This is a genomic window from Salinispirillum sp. LH 10-3-1, from assembly GCF_030643825.1.
Classification (GTDB): Bacteria; Pseudomonadota; Gammaproteobacteria; order Pseudomonadales; family Natronospirillaceae; genus Salinispirillum.
In genome coordinates this window covers 440,798-454,259 of record NZ_CP101717.1, presented here as the reverse complement: position 1 = coordinate 454,259, position 13,462 = coordinate 440,798, and the positions used below count along the sequence as shown (strand labels likewise).

General features: G+C 54.2%; 12 protein-coding genes. 7 read left to right on the top strand and 5 right to left on the bottom strand.

Annotated features, from left to right (window positions below; genetic code table 11):
* The first annotated feature begins 196 nt into the window (after window positions 1-196).
* The 6 genes from NFC81_RS02065 (at window position 197) to NFC81_RS02040 (ending at window position 7,754) form a co-directional block, all read left to right on the top strand.
* Window positions 197-1,240: a TRAP transporter substrate-binding protein gene (locus NFC81_RS02065; protein ID WP_304995877.1), complete on the top strand. Its 1,044-nt coding sequence runs from the start codon at window positions 197-199 to the stop codon at window positions 1,238-1,240.
* Entirely contained in the window at window positions 1,240-1,851 is a 612-nt protein-coding gene (locus NFC81_RS02060; protein WP_304995876.1) for a TRAP transporter small permease subunit, read from the top strand. Before NFC81_RS02065 ends, NFC81_RS02060 begins: the two co-directional genes overlap by 1 nt.
* Entirely contained in the window at window positions 1,841-3,193 is a 1,353-nt protein-coding gene (locus tag NFC81_RS02055; RefSeq protein ID WP_304995875.1) for a TRAP transporter large permease subunit, read from the top strand. The genes NFC81_RS02060 and NFC81_RS02055 overlap by 11 nt, the downstream gene beginning before the upstream one ends.
* Before the next feature lie 139 nt (window positions 3,194-3,332).
* Window positions 3,333-4,106 (top strand): 3-hydroxybutyrate dehydrogenase, encoded by a 774-nt coding sequence (locus tag NFC81_RS02050; protein ID WP_304995874.1) that lies wholly within the window; start codon window positions 3,333-3,335, stop codon window positions 4,104-4,106.
* Window positions 4,107-4,253: 147 nt separating this feature from the next.
* Entirely contained in the window at window positions 4,254-6,203 is a 1,950-nt protein-coding gene (locus tag NFC81_RS02045; protein WP_304995873.1) for an acetoacetate--CoA ligase, read from the top strand.
* A gap of 369 nt (window positions 6,204-6,572) precedes the next feature.
* Window positions 6,573-7,754, top strand: coding sequence for a thiolase family protein (locus tag NFC81_RS02040; RefSeq protein WP_304995872.1), 1,182 nt, complete (start codon window positions 6,573-6,575; stop codon window positions 7,752-7,754).
* On the opposite strand, the gene NFC81_RS02035 is transcribed toward NFC81_RS02040, so the two are convergent.
* Window positions 7,749-8,627 (bottom strand): LysR substrate-binding domain-containing protein, encoded by an 879-nt coding sequence (locus NFC81_RS02035; protein ID WP_304995871.1) that lies wholly within the window; start codon window positions 8,625-8,627, stop codon window positions 7,749-7,751. The two genes, NFC81_RS02040 and NFC81_RS02035, sit on opposite strands and share 6 nt — an antisense overlap.
* Before the next feature lie 148 nt (window positions 8,628-8,775).
* Here NFC81_RS02035 and NFC81_RS02030 point away from each other — a divergent pair, with 148 nt between their 5' ends.
* The gene (locus tag NFC81_RS02030; RefSeq protein ID WP_304995870.1) at window positions 8,776-9,579 is read left to right on the top strand and encodes a DUF1338 domain-containing protein; all 804 of its coding nucleotides are present in this window, start codon (window positions 8,776-8,778) and stop codon (window positions 9,577-9,579) included.
* A gap of 4 nt (window positions 9,580-9,583) precedes the next feature.
* Here the strand turns inward: NFC81_RS02030 and NFC81_RS02025 are convergent, their stop codons facing one another.
* From NFC81_RS02025 to NFC81_RS02010, 4 genes are all read right to left on the bottom strand, one after another.
* Complete coding sequence (locus NFC81_RS02025) at window positions 9,584-10,150, bottom strand: hypothetical protein (protein WP_304995869.1); 567 nt, start codon at window positions 10,148-10,150, stop codon at window positions 9,584-9,586.
* A 164-nt stretch (window positions 10,151-10,314) separates the two neighbouring features.
* Entirely contained in the window at window positions 10,315-11,865 is a 1,551-nt protein-coding gene (gene ahpF / locus NFC81_RS02020; RefSeq protein WP_304995868.1) for an alkyl hydroperoxide reductase subunit F, read from the bottom strand.
* Between the two features lie 293 nt (window positions 11,866-12,158).
* Complete coding sequence (gene ahpC, locus NFC81_RS02015; RefSeq protein WP_304995867.1) at window positions 12,159-12,722, bottom strand: alkyl hydroperoxide reductase subunit C; 564 nt, start codon at window positions 12,720-12,722, stop codon at window positions 12,159-12,161.
* A 180-nt stretch (window positions 12,723-12,902) separates the two neighbouring features.
* Complete coding sequence (locus NFC81_RS02010; RefSeq protein WP_304995866.1) at window positions 12,903-13,427, bottom strand: NUDIX domain-containing protein; 525 nt, start codon at window positions 13,425-13,427, stop codon at window positions 12,903-12,905.
* Window positions 13,428-13,462 lie beyond the last annotated feature (35 nt).

Below are 13,462 nucleotides of genomic sequence, written 5' to 3'. Positions count from 1 at the left end.
CCCAGAAAAGCACATAAGCCTTTGTTTTATATAGCTTTTTAAAACACTGGCACCTTTCTTGATATGTCCTCTCGCAGTGGTCCCACACCTTGTGTGTACACGCCTGCCTCAACAACGATAACAGTAGGCATGGACCCTCCGAAGTAGATATTGACTACAAGTACAACAACAATGATTCAAAATCAGGAGAACACCTATGAAAATCAAGCCTCTCGCGCTTGCCTTTGCTTCCGCTGCGGCACTGTCCGTCTGCGCGTCTGTCGCCATGGCACAGACTAAGCGCATGGACGTTGCCAGCGTTTTCGGCACCAACATGTTCTTGGGTCAAGGTGCGGTGCATCTTGCTGATGAACTGCGCACCATCACCGACGGTGCCATTAACATGCGCGTGTACGAGCCAGGCGACTTAGTACCGCCTTTTGAAGTGTTCAACGCGGTTTCAACCGGTGCTGTAGACGCAGGCTGGGATTGGATCGGCTACTGGGCGGGCACGGTTCCCTTGGTAAACATGTACGGCTCGCTGCCATTTGGCCCATCTGCCGAAGTCATGGCATCTTGGATGTGGTCCGGCGACGGCGCTAAGTACCTGCAGCAAGCTTACGACCCGTATAACGTTAAGGTGCTGGCGTGCTTCATTTCGCCTCAGGAAACGGGCGGCTTCTACAACAAGCCAATCAATACCATCGGCGACTTTGACGGATTGCGCATGCGTATTTCTGGCTTGGGTGCACGAGTATTGAACCAGTTCGGCGCTTCTACTCAGTTGATCCCTGGTGGTGAAATTTATCTGGCACTGGAACGTGGTCGTATCGACGCTGCGGAATTCTCAGTACCTAGCGTTGATGAATCAACCGGTCTGCAAGAGATCACTCAGTACTACTACTTCCCTGGCTGGCACCAGTCCACCAGTTGGTTCTCGTTGATGATGAACAAGAACGTCTGGAACGGTTTGACTGCAACTCAGCAAGCGCAAGTCGAGACGGCATGCCGCTCTACTCTGCAATGGTCTATGGCGCAAGCCGTGCCTGATCAGATCAATGCCCTGAATCGTATGCAGGCCGCTACCGGTATCGAAGTGCGTCGCTTCTCTGACGATGTACTGCAAGAGCTTGAATCAGGCTGGCAGAAGGTTCTGGCTGAAGAGTTCGAGAATACGCCTGGGTTCCGTGAGGCTTATGAGTCTCTGATGGAACATAAAGCCATGTTCGATCAGTGGTATGAATTGCAGGAGATGAACTGATGAAAACCGCCGTTCTCTTACGAGTAGCGGCGGTGCTTGACGCCATAGCCCGGCCGGTCATTCTGACCGGGCTTTGGGTCGGTCGCCTCACCAGCTGGCTGGTGCTGGCGATCATCGCCGTTGTACTGCTCACCGTCGTTATGAATGCGCTTGGCATGAACGAACTTGCACGCTGGCAGGATCGAGTCTTTCTGCTCGGGCGTGCATTAACCATTAACAGCGTAATCGACATGCAGTGGCACCTATACGGCCTATTAATGCTGTTTGGCGCGACCTATGCCTTACACACCAACAGCCATGTACGCGTCGACTTTATTTATGAACGCTTTTCGCCACGTGTACGCCTGATCATCGACCTGGTCGGCCATCTGGCTTTACTGATTCCCTTTTGCTGGATTGTGGCTGAAATGAACTGGCCACAGGTTCGCATGAGTTTTATATCCGGTGAACAGTCCAACTACGGTGGACTCACGCACCGCTTCTTGATTAAGGGCGCACTGCCAATCGCTTTAGGCTTCTTGGCGCTGAATGCCTTCGCTCGCTGTCTGTCCACCATTGCCGCTCTATTGGATCCGGCGCGGATGGATAAGGAGAAATTCTATGTTCGGTGAATACTTACTCCCATTTTTAATGGTAATGGCGCTGCTCCTCGGCATCTTTACCGGCTACCCGGTAGCGTTTCTACTGGGTGGTATTGGCATAATGTTCGCCATCATCGGTGACATCCCCATGCCCTTTGTCGGCATTGTGGGCTCGCGGATATTTGGTGGTGTGATTGAGAATTGGCTGTACATCGCCATTCCTCTGTTCGTGTTTATGGGCTTGATGCTGGAAAAGTCCGGCGTTGCACGCCGCTTGCTACTGACTCTGCAACGTCTGTTCGGACGTGTGCACGGTGGACTGGCCATTTCCGTAGCGCTGCTGGGTATCGTGATGGCAGCCAGTACCGGCATCGTCGGGGCTTCAGTGGTCATGCTGGGGTTGCTCGGCCTACCCATCATGCTCAAACAAGGTTACAAGCCTGAAATGGCGACGGGCATAGTGGCGGCTTCCGGCACGCTGGGCATCTTGATCCCACCGTCCATCATGTTGGTACTCATGGGCTCTATACTCAACGTGTCGGTCGGCGCGCTGTTTAAAGCCGCCTTGGTGCCGGGCTTGATGCTGGGCGTGCTCTACATCGGCTACCTGCTACTGGTTGGCAAAATCAAACCCGAGTGGATGCCTTTGCCCGACCCTAACGCACTGGACCACGATCCTACTCCGCTTCCCATCGCACTCTTGCGTGATCTGGTTGGCCCCGTACTGCTGATTGTTGCAGTGCTAGGCTCCATCATGATGGGCATTGCCACACCAACCGAAGCCGCGGCTATCGGTGCGGCGGGTGCAATGATCCTGGCGTTGATCGGCGGCAACTTCAACTTCAAGAATCTGCGTGATGTTACTTACGACACCTCGAAGACGACGGCGATGATCCTCTTCATTGTGGTGGGTGCTGCCTGCTTCAGTGCGATCTTCAAGCGGTTGGGTGGCGACTACATGATTCTGGAATTGGTCGACAGCACTGGCTTAGGCCCGTACGGGCTGCTGATCATGATGATGTTACTGATCTTTATTCTCGGCTTCTTCTTAGAGTGGATCGAAATCAGCTACGTTATTCTGCCACTGTTGCTACCCGTCATCACCTTAATGGATTTCGGCATGGGCATGACACAGCAGGCTTTCTTGGTGTGGTTTGCGATACTGGTGGCGATCAATCTGCAGACGAGCTTCTTAACCCCGCCCTTTGGCTACGCCCTGTTTTATTTGAAGGGCATCACCAATGGCGAAATTCCTATTACCACCATCTACACGTCTGTCATTCCCTTTGTGCTGTTGCAGCTGAGTGCATTGATTCTGTGCATCCTGTTTCCGTCCATCGTGTTGTGGCTGCCGGGCATGATGCCGAAGTAAAAGAGCGATTCTCAATAACAATAAATTGGCTCACCGAACCAACGTTAAACCGAGCTGAACACCCTCGGACTGGCGCTGCACGCAGCGCCACTGGTTCGGTGTTGCCTGAGCAAAACCTTAGGTATAGAGGTACAAAACCATGATGGGAAAAAGCGTACTCATCACAGGTGCCGCCAGCGGCATCGGCTTCGAAATAGCCCGCGCCTTTCTGGAAGAGGGCGCGCGCGTAGCGATTCTTGATCGCAACGAGGAAGCCCTACAGCATGCGCTCGACCTGCTGGGCGGCGAAGGAAAAGACCGTATGGGTGTGGCGTGCGACGTCACCGATGAAGCAGAGTTTCTGGGCGCGATTGACCGCGTGATCGAGCATTTCCAAGGCTTGGACGTATTGATCAACAACGCTGGCATGCAGCACGTTGCATCGCTGGAAGAATTTCCCAGCGAGATGTATCGCAAGCTGCTCGACATCATGCTGACCGCACCCTTTTTAGCCATCAAGCACGTTTTTCCAGTGATGAAGAAACAAGGCAGCGGCCGTATCATCAATATGGCATCCATTAACGGGCTGGTCGGGTTTGCTGGTAAGGCAGGCTATAACTCAGCCAAACACGGCGTGATCGGGCTCACCAAGGTCGCTGCTCTGGAAGGCGCCGCTTTCGGCGTAAACGTCAATGCACTGTGCCCCGGATACGTCGACACTCCCTTGGTACGTGGCCAGCTCGAAGACCTGGCGCAAACCCGCAACGTGCCACTGGAACGCGTATTAGAAGAAGTCATTTACCCGCTGGTGCCGCAGCGCCGCCTGCTGGATGCGCGGGAAATCGCAGATTACTGCCTGTTCCTGGCCAGCGGGCGCGCCCGTGGTGTGACCGGGCAGGCGGTGGTTATGGACGGTGGTTACACGGCGCAGTAAATATGAACAGCGACCATGCACAATAAGCATGCCCTGTTAGCCTGCACACAAATTTTTACAGCATGCAGCTATCTCGGCCACCGTACACCCGTACGGTGGCCGCAAAATGAGTTAATCTATCAACATAATAAGTATTAGGAGAGCGTGATGACTGCGCCACTCTGGACCCCCAGTGCCGATCGTATCAACGCCGCCCGCATGACCGAGTTTATGCAGGCCATGAATGACCAATTCGGTCTCGACTTGAGTACTTACGACGAGCTGTATGATTGGTCAGTTGACCAGCACGAGTCCTTTTGGAACAGTTTTTGGGACTATTCCGGCATCGTCGCCAGCCAGAAAGGCGGCACCGTATTGGCCGACGGCCACTTGATGCCCGGCGCGCGCTGGTTCCCGCAAGCCCGCCTGAACTTTGCCGAGAATCTGCTGCGTTACCGTGATGACCGTACCGCCCTGATTTTCCGCGACGAAGCCGGTAACCGTGCGCAGTTGAGCTACGCTGAGCTGTATCAACAGGTCGCGCAAGTCGCCAGCGCCCTGCGCCAACAAGGTGTTACCGTGGGCGACCGTGTGTCCGGCTTTATGCCCAACCGCATCGACACCGTCGTCGCCATGCTCGCCACCAGCTCACTGGGTGCGGTGTGGAGTTCCTGCTCTCCCGACTTCGGTATTCAAGGCGTAGTCGACCGCTTCGGCCAAGTAGAGCCTAAAGTGCTGTTCACCTGCGACGGCTACCATTACAACGGCAAACGCATCGACAGCCTAGGCCGTGTGCGGGAAATTGTCGACAAAATCACCTCCATACAAGCCATTGTGGTTGTTCCCTATCTGTCAGCCACGCCCGACCTCGCAGGGCTGCCCAAGGCCGTCACCCTACACGATTTTGTGGACACCACCGCCAACGAGATCACCTTTGCTCAAGTGCCTTTTGACCACCCGCTGTACATCATGTACTCGTCCGGTACCACGGGCGTGCCCAAGTGCATCGTGCACAGCGTGGGTGGCACACTGATTCAGCACCTGAAAGAGCACATGCTGCACTGCGACCTGCAACGTGACGACACGCTGTTTTTCTACACCACCTGCGGTTGGATGATGTGGAACTGGCTGGTCAGCGGCCTCGCCGTCGGCGCCACCGTTTTGCTGTACGATGGCTCTCCTATGGCACCCCGCATCGACAGCTTGTGGGACATTGCCGAACAGGAAGGCATCAGCGTGTTTGGCACCAGCGCCAAGTACATTGCTGCACTGGAAAAAGGCGACGCCAAACCGCGCGAATCGCATCACCTGCCGAAATTGCGCGCCGTGCTCTCGACGGGCTCACCGCTCGCCCCTGAAAGCTTCGACTACGTGTACCGCGACATCAAGTCCGACGTCATGCTGTCGTCTATTTCTGGCGGCACCGACATCGTCTCCTGCTTCGCCTTAGGCTCGCCGTTATTGCCAGTCTACTCGGGTGAACTGCAATGCCGTGGCCTCGGCATGGCGGTACAAATTTTTAACGACGACGGCCAGCCCGTTGTTGGCGAGAAAGGCGAGTTGGTGTGTGTGAAGCCCTTCCCGTCGATGCCAATCTACTTCTGGGACGACGCCGATCAAGCGAAATATCGCGGGGCGTATTTCGAGAACTTCCCGAATATTTGGGCGCACGGCGATTACGGTGAGATCACCGAGCACGGTGGCGTGATTATTCACGGTCGCTCAGATGCGGTACTCAACCCCGGTGGGGTGCGTATCGGTACGGCGGAGATTTACCGGCAAGTCGAAAAAGTTGAAGAAGTGCAAGAAAGTCTGTGTATTGGGCAGCCGTGGGGCGACGATGTGCGTGTTGTGCTCTTCGTGCGCTTGAAAGACGGTTACACTCTGGACGATGCGTTGGTCAATACGATAAAAACAACCATTCGTGCGAACACAACGCCGCGTCATGTGCCGGCGAAGGTGATTCAGGTGGCCGACATTCCACGGACTATTTCGGGGAAAATTGTCGAGTTAGCCGTGCGCAAGATGGTCATGGGCGAGGCCGTTAAAAACAAGGACGCCCTTGCCAACCCGCAGGCCCTCGAATTGTTTCGGGATTTGCCGGAGTTGGCGAGCTGATTCTGTCAATGGCTTGAGGCGTGGTGAGGGAGGTATCTTGGGGACGCCGTGAAAGCATCCCTGCTGGCTCGATGCCGCCATCCATGGCGGCACACGCCCCGCGATACCGCCCTCACCACACCTCAAGCTGATAGATCATCAACCAGCTATCAAACCGCCCAATTGAACAGCGCACCTGCTTTCTCAAACAGCTTTTTACAAGTTTTAGAGTGTTGATTACTAAGATGGCCTTGGGGGTATGCCTTTAAAGGGGTGTTTGCGGACAGGACGTCCGCAACAAGCCTCCAGGGACGGATTCACGGCGTCCCCGTAAAGGCATACCCCCACGGCCATCGTTGTCACATCGAACCATGTTAATGAGGTAAGAAAATGAATAACGACGATATCGTCATCGTGTCTGCGCAGCGGACGCCCACAGGTGCCATGGGTGGTAACCTTGGCAACGTCCGCAGTACCGACTTGGGTGCTACCGCCATTCGGGCCGCCGTCAGCAGCGCTGGTATCAAACCGGAACTGGTGAATGAAGTCATCATGGGCTGCGTATTGCCTGCCGGACTGGGCCAAGCCCCCGCCCGCCAAGCCTCTCGCGGTGCTGGCCTGCCGGACAGCGTCGCCTGCATGACCATGAATAAAGTCTGCGGCTCTGGCATGAAAGCCGTCATGCTCGCGCATGACCTCGTCAAAGCCGGCAGCGCCGATGTCGTGGTTGCGGGCGGCATGGAAAACATGAGCATGGCCCCATACCTGTTGCCTAATGGTCGCTTCGGCATGCGCATGGGCCACAGCCAGGTTATGGACCACATGATGCTCGACGGCCTTGAAGACGCCTACGGCGGCGGGGCCATGGGCTGCGTCGCACAGAAAACGTCGGACGAGTACGGCCTGACCCGAGCTGACATGGACGACTTTGCCATTCGCTCCATCGAAAAAGCCAAAGCCGCCGTTGAAGGCGGTGCGTTCAAAAACGAGATTGCTCCAGTGACTATCAAGGATCGCAAGGGCGAAACCGTGGTCGACACCGATGAGCCGCCATTCCGCGCCAACGTCGAAAAGCTACCCACGCTGCGCCCCGCGTTCGCCAAAGACGGCACACTGACCGCCGCGAATTCAAGTTCCATCTCTGATGGCGCTTCAGCCATGGTCATCATGCGCGCCGGTGATGCCGCCGCCCAAGGCCTGAAGCCCATTGCCCGCATCGTCGCCCACGCGACCAACGCCCGCCTGCCCGATGAATTCACCATTGCGCCGATTGGCTCGATTGAAAAAGTGTTGGCCAAAGCCGGTTGGAGCAAGGACGACGTCGATCTGTATGAAATCAACGAAGCCTTCGCCATGGTCACCATGCTGGCTATTCAGGAGCTGAAGCTGGATGCCAACAAGGTGAATGTACACGGCGGTGCTTGTGCTCTGGGCCACCCCATCGGCGCGAGCGGTGCTCGCATTCTGGTTACCTTGTTACACGCTCTGAAAACGCACGGCAAAACAAAAGGTGTTGCTTCACTGTGTATTGGCGGCGGCGAAGCCACCGCTATTGCTGTAGAAGCACTATAAAAGCCGCACGGCCTCTAAAATCCAATCTCGAAATGCCACCACGGGTTCCTGATCGGCTTTATCCGCTGGGTACGACAACAAGTATTCATGTTGCGTATCCAGCGCGTCGCCAAACGGAGCAATCAAGCTGCCCTCGTGCAATGCCTGCTCGACCAGCACCGTCGGCACTATCGCGGCGCCCATGCCGTGCTTAGCCGCTTCCAATAGCATATGAAAGTGCTCAAAGGTCGGCCCCGTCAGCTCGGTGCGTTCAATGCCCCGTTTCTCAAGCCAATCTGGCCACGCACTACTGCGCGTCGATAAATGCAGCAAAGGAAGATACCGTAGGCAATCCGTGTCAGGCTCTGCCACTTTGTCCGGAGCACACACGGCGATAACCTGCTCATGAAAAAGGTGGTGCGACTGGGCACGTGGCCAATGATCACCTCCGTAGTGCACAATGACGTCAACACGTTCGGGATCAATAGCGTCTATCTCATCCAGCGCCAGTAGCGTTAAATGGTATTGCGGATGGGCACGCTGAAACGCAGCCAAGTGCGGCATCAACCAATAGGAAGCCAGCGTGGGCAGCACAGACAGCGTTAATGTGGTTTTTTCGTCTTCACGCTGCACCAATCGTAAACTGGTGTTTTCCATCTGATCGAGCAGCGCCACGACGTCTTTGTAGTAAGTGATGCCCGCTTGCGTAAGCATCAGCCGTTTATTCAAACGAATGAACAATTCTCGTCCTAAAAATTGTTCCAGCTTGCCCACTTGGCGACTCACGGCGCTTTGCGTCAGGTGCAGCTCCTGTGCCGCGCGGGTGAAACTGAGGTGACGTGCTGCAGTTTCAAAGCAGGTCAGCGCGGTTGAAGACGGGATATAGCGGCGCATAGCAAGGCACTCTTTCTAGCCATAGAAATCAATAACTCATGATGTCACATGCGTTTTAGGCATGACAACATGCATTTTTACCTTTTGCCATGCCATTAGATCATGACTAAAGTAACAGCCTATTGACTCGTCTTTGGAGAAACCCTCAATGCAGGTTAACGATTTTTTTGCTCAGCTGTGGGATACCTACACTGATGTCACCCCGCAAGCACAGCGCATTCAAGCACTGTTTAAGGCCCGCGGTGAAGAGGTGATCAATGATCATGTGGCGTTTCGCACTTTTGCACAGTCACCCATAGCGTTGGATAAATTAGAGCCACAACTCACCGCAATGGGTTACGAAGCCTATGGCGCGTTCCGTTTTGAAAATAAGCACCTACGTGCTCGTTGCTATAAGCATGTATCTGAAACAGATGCACCAAAGATTTTTCTGTCTGAGCTGCTGATCGACGAGTTACCGGCCGATTGCCAAGACATATTGCACCGCCTGATCGCCGAGATTCCAGCGGATGCGGTAACAGGTCCAGAGATTTTCTGGCAAAAACGTCTGTGGGATATGCCCAGCGAAGCCGACTACTCAACCTTGGTGGAACACAGTGAATACGCGGCTTGGCTAAGTACCATGGGCATGCAGGCCAACCACTTTACGGTCAGCATTAACCATCTAAAACACTTCTCCACCATCGAGCAGGTTAATCAGCTGTTGTTGGACGAGGGTTATGCCCTGAATCAAGTCGGTGGTTTGGTGAAGGGTTCTCCAGCGCTGTTCCTGGAACAGTCGTCAACCATGGCGGATAAGGTAGAGGTAACCTTTGCTGGCGGTGAAACGCGGACGATCCCAAGCTGTTTCTATGAATTCGCCCGTCGGCATGTCCAGCCAGATGGCATCCTGTTCGACAGTTTCATCGAAGGCAATGCGGACAAGATCTTTGATTCCACGAATACGATGTAACGGCCTACATGCCCCTACTGTCGCGCAAACGCTGTTTGCGCGACTGACTTTTCGATGAACTAGGGGGAGACGGCTGCCATTCTGGTGTGCTCCCCGATACGCCGCCGCCGATACCCGTTGGCCCGGTACGGCGATCATAAAACTCTATATCAATATAGGCTGGCGGGTTACGCATGCTCGCTAAATAAGCCGCATCCATCAAATCCTGCAACTGCTCCAAGGCAAGCGGCAAGCGACCTCCCGTCAACTGTTCAACCATCGCTAACAGTTCATAGGCACCATCTTGGCGTACGGCTCCCATTAGCGCGCGTATTTCAGTGCGATCGAAGGCTTGACCAGAGCGCATGTCATAAAAGGCTACGCCAAGATGCTCTGCAGGCACTCGAATGTTAGCAGCAATGGCACTACCAAGTATTTCCTCAACATCGCTTTGGCTAAGTGAGTTCTGACCCTGCATCAATAAACGAGCAGGATCAAAAACTGACGGTGCCGTCGCACCCACGGCGGCCGACAGCACTAGGGCGCAGCAGCATAGCAGCCAAAATGAAGCCACCCGACAAACTTTATGCATTTTAGAAACCTTTCATTTCGCTAATACAAACTATACTAACAGCACTACACCAATCATGGACAGCCGTCGCAGCCCTTGCTCAAATACAAAAAGCCCGACCGTATCATTACGGTCAGGCTTTTTGGGGGCGACGCACAGTTATGCGCCAGAGCCTTGTCGGCAACCTAGTTACGAATCAGGTAGTCAAACGCCCCCAAGGCTGCGGTCGCGCCTGAACCCATCGACACAATGATCTGCTTGTACGGTGTTGTAGTAACGTCACCGGCGGCAAAAACACCTTTCATACTCGTCTGGCCGTGCGCGTCGACGATGACCTCCCCGCGCGGCGTCAGTTCGATGGTGCTCTTCAAGAACTCGGTGTTTGGCACCAAACCGATCTGTACAAAGATGCCGTCTACGTTCAGCTCATGCATGGCGTCCGTGGCGCGGTCTTTGTACGTCAGGCTCTTCACTTTGCCGTCCGCACCCACCACCTCGGTGGTTTGCGCTTCTTTGATGATGCGAATGTTCTTCATCGACTCCGCTTTGCGCACCAATACCGCATCCGCCCGCAGCGTATCGGCGAATTCCAATACGGTGACGTTGTCGACCAAACCGGCCAAATCAATCGCCGCTTCGATACCGGAGTTACCACCACCGATTACCGCGACAGGCTTGCCTTTGAACAGCGGGCCATCGCAGTGTGGGCAGTAAGTCACACCCTTGGTGCGGTATTCCTGTTCACCCGGCACGTTCATGTCGCGCCAACGGGCACCGGTCGCCAAAATAACAGTTTTACTTTTCAGCACGGCGCCGTTGGCCAACTCCACTTCTTTCAAGCCATCGCTGCCTTCGCGCAAGGCGACGGCCTTCTGGCTGTTCATGATGTCCACTTCGTACTGGCGAACGTGTTCTTCCAGCGCCGCGACCATTTTCGGGCCTTCGGTTTCTTTCACGGAGATGAAGTTCTCAATCGCCAGTGTGTCTAATACCTGGCCACCGAAACGCTCGGCGACGATACCGGTACGAATGCCTTTACGCGCCGCATAGATCGCAGCAGCGGCACCCGCAGGGCCACCGCCCACAACCAGCACATCAAAGGGTGCTTTTTCGGCCAACAACGCGGCGGCTTTGGCATCTGCCTCATCGTCGACTTTGTTCAGGATATCCGCCAATGTCATACGACCATTGGCAATTTCTTCGCCGTTCAAAAACAGCGTAGGTACGGCCATGATGCCGCGCTCTTCCACTTCTTTCGGGAAAACACCGCCGTCGATCATGGTGGCGCTCACGTTCGGGTTCAGAATCGCCATCAAGTTGATCGCCTGCACAACGTCTGGGCAGTTGTGGCACGACAACGAAATGTACACTTCGAAGTTCAGTTCGCGGCTCAGGCCTTTCGCTTGATCCTGCAGCGTCTGATCTTCTTTCGATGGATAACCACCCGCTTGCAACAGTGCCAGTACCAGCGAGGTAAATTCGTGTCCCATGGGGATGCCGGCGAAGGTCACCCGTGCTTTCTCACCTTTCGGTCCCACTTCCATGCGCGGAACTCGACCCGTTGGGTTGTCCAGTACGGTTAAAGAAATCTTGCTGTTCAGGGCTTCGATTTCTTTCGCCAGCTCGAACAGTTCTCGCGATTTTGCGCTGTCATCAACGGCTACCGTCAACTCAATCGGGTTCACGAGTCGTTGCAGGTAGGCGTCCAGCTGTTGTTTCAAGGTTGCATCTAACATGATTGTTTCCGCTTGAGTTCGTGACGGTGAGGCTCTCCCTGCGTAAACGTCAGGCAAAACCTTCTCGTTCCAGCTAGCAAAAGAGCAGCAGAATAACCGTCGATCATAAAATTCTGGGGTTAAAACAGCCCGAAAGCAGAGTGTTTCGGGCTTAGGTATCATACAGCCACAAAGCGTCAGCGAGGCCGTCAGGGCGCGGCGGAAATACCCGTAGAAGGGCGGAGCTTAGTGCACTAAGTGAGCACTCTACGGGTGTTTCCAACAAAGCCCTGACAACGCAGCTAGCTTTGGATTTAGATTTTGCCTACTAGGTCCAAAGAAGGAGCTAATGTCGCTTCGCCTTCTTTCCACTTCGCAGGGCAAACTTCACCGGGGTGAGACGCAACGTACTGCGCTGCTTTCACTTTACGCAGCAGATCTTCTGCGTCACGGCCGATGCCTTCTGCAGTGATTTCCATTGCTTGGATGATGCCGTCAGGGTCAACCAAGAAAGTAGCGCGATCCGCCAAGCCTTGACCTGGACGCATTACACCGAAATTATTGGTGATGGTACCCGTCTGGTCGCCCAGCATGTAGTAGTCGATCTTACCAATGGTGTCAGAGCTGTCGTGCCATGCTTTGTGCGTGAAGTGGGTGTCTGTTGAAACAGAGAATACTTCTACGCCACGCTTTTGCAGCTCTTCGTAGTGATCAGCCAGGTCGCCCAGTTCGGTTGGGCATACGAAGGTGAAGTCGGCTGGGTAGAAGAAAAATACTGCCCACTTACCTTTTACGTCAGCTTCCGTTACTTGTACAAACTCGCCGCTTTTGAAGGCGGTAGCTGTGAATGGCTTGATCTCAGTGTTGATCATTAACATGCTCCTTAAGGTTTAAGATTAAACGTTAGTGGTTGAAAACAGGTTGCATCGTACGGGGTTTGCGTGACATTTCAAAATTGATCTTCTTAAAGCATACAATAGTCTATGGCTATGGATAATTTCTAAAGCAATAGAATTAAGCTTTTTTAAGTTAGACGGGCTGACGAACGAGAGAATCCGTTAGAGCTCCACTAGCTCAGACATGACCTTTTCCAGCATGAAAGTTTCACGCTGAATCGACTGCCCCATGGACTCTTCCTGCCGGGACATCACGTAGCGATTATGCTTAATCGCTTCCTCTACCGGGACCCACATAGGACGCATACCGTTGGCGATTTCGTAGCTCTCCATCTTGGTGTCAGCCAGCGTCGGTGCTACGTCACACAGAAAGAAGTGCGAGGTCATGTGCATCAGGTCGTATTCTGGCTTCCAATACGGGCGGTATTCTTCAATGTAGCCATAGTGTTCGTTGACTTGAATATCCCGCGCTCCGGTTTCTTCTTCCAGCTCACGGCATAACGCAACAGTGATGTCTTCGCCTTCATCGATACCGCCACCGGGCAAACTGAAATCGTTGTAGCGTTCGGTATACAACAGCAAGATTTGTTCAGCACGCAGAACAATGCCGCGCGCCGCGTGACGACGCAAAATACGCCCTTCTTTACTGTTCAGTCTCGGGTGAACCAGCTCGGTGATCAATTTCATGGTCGTACTGTACACCCTGAGCAAAAAACGAGCGG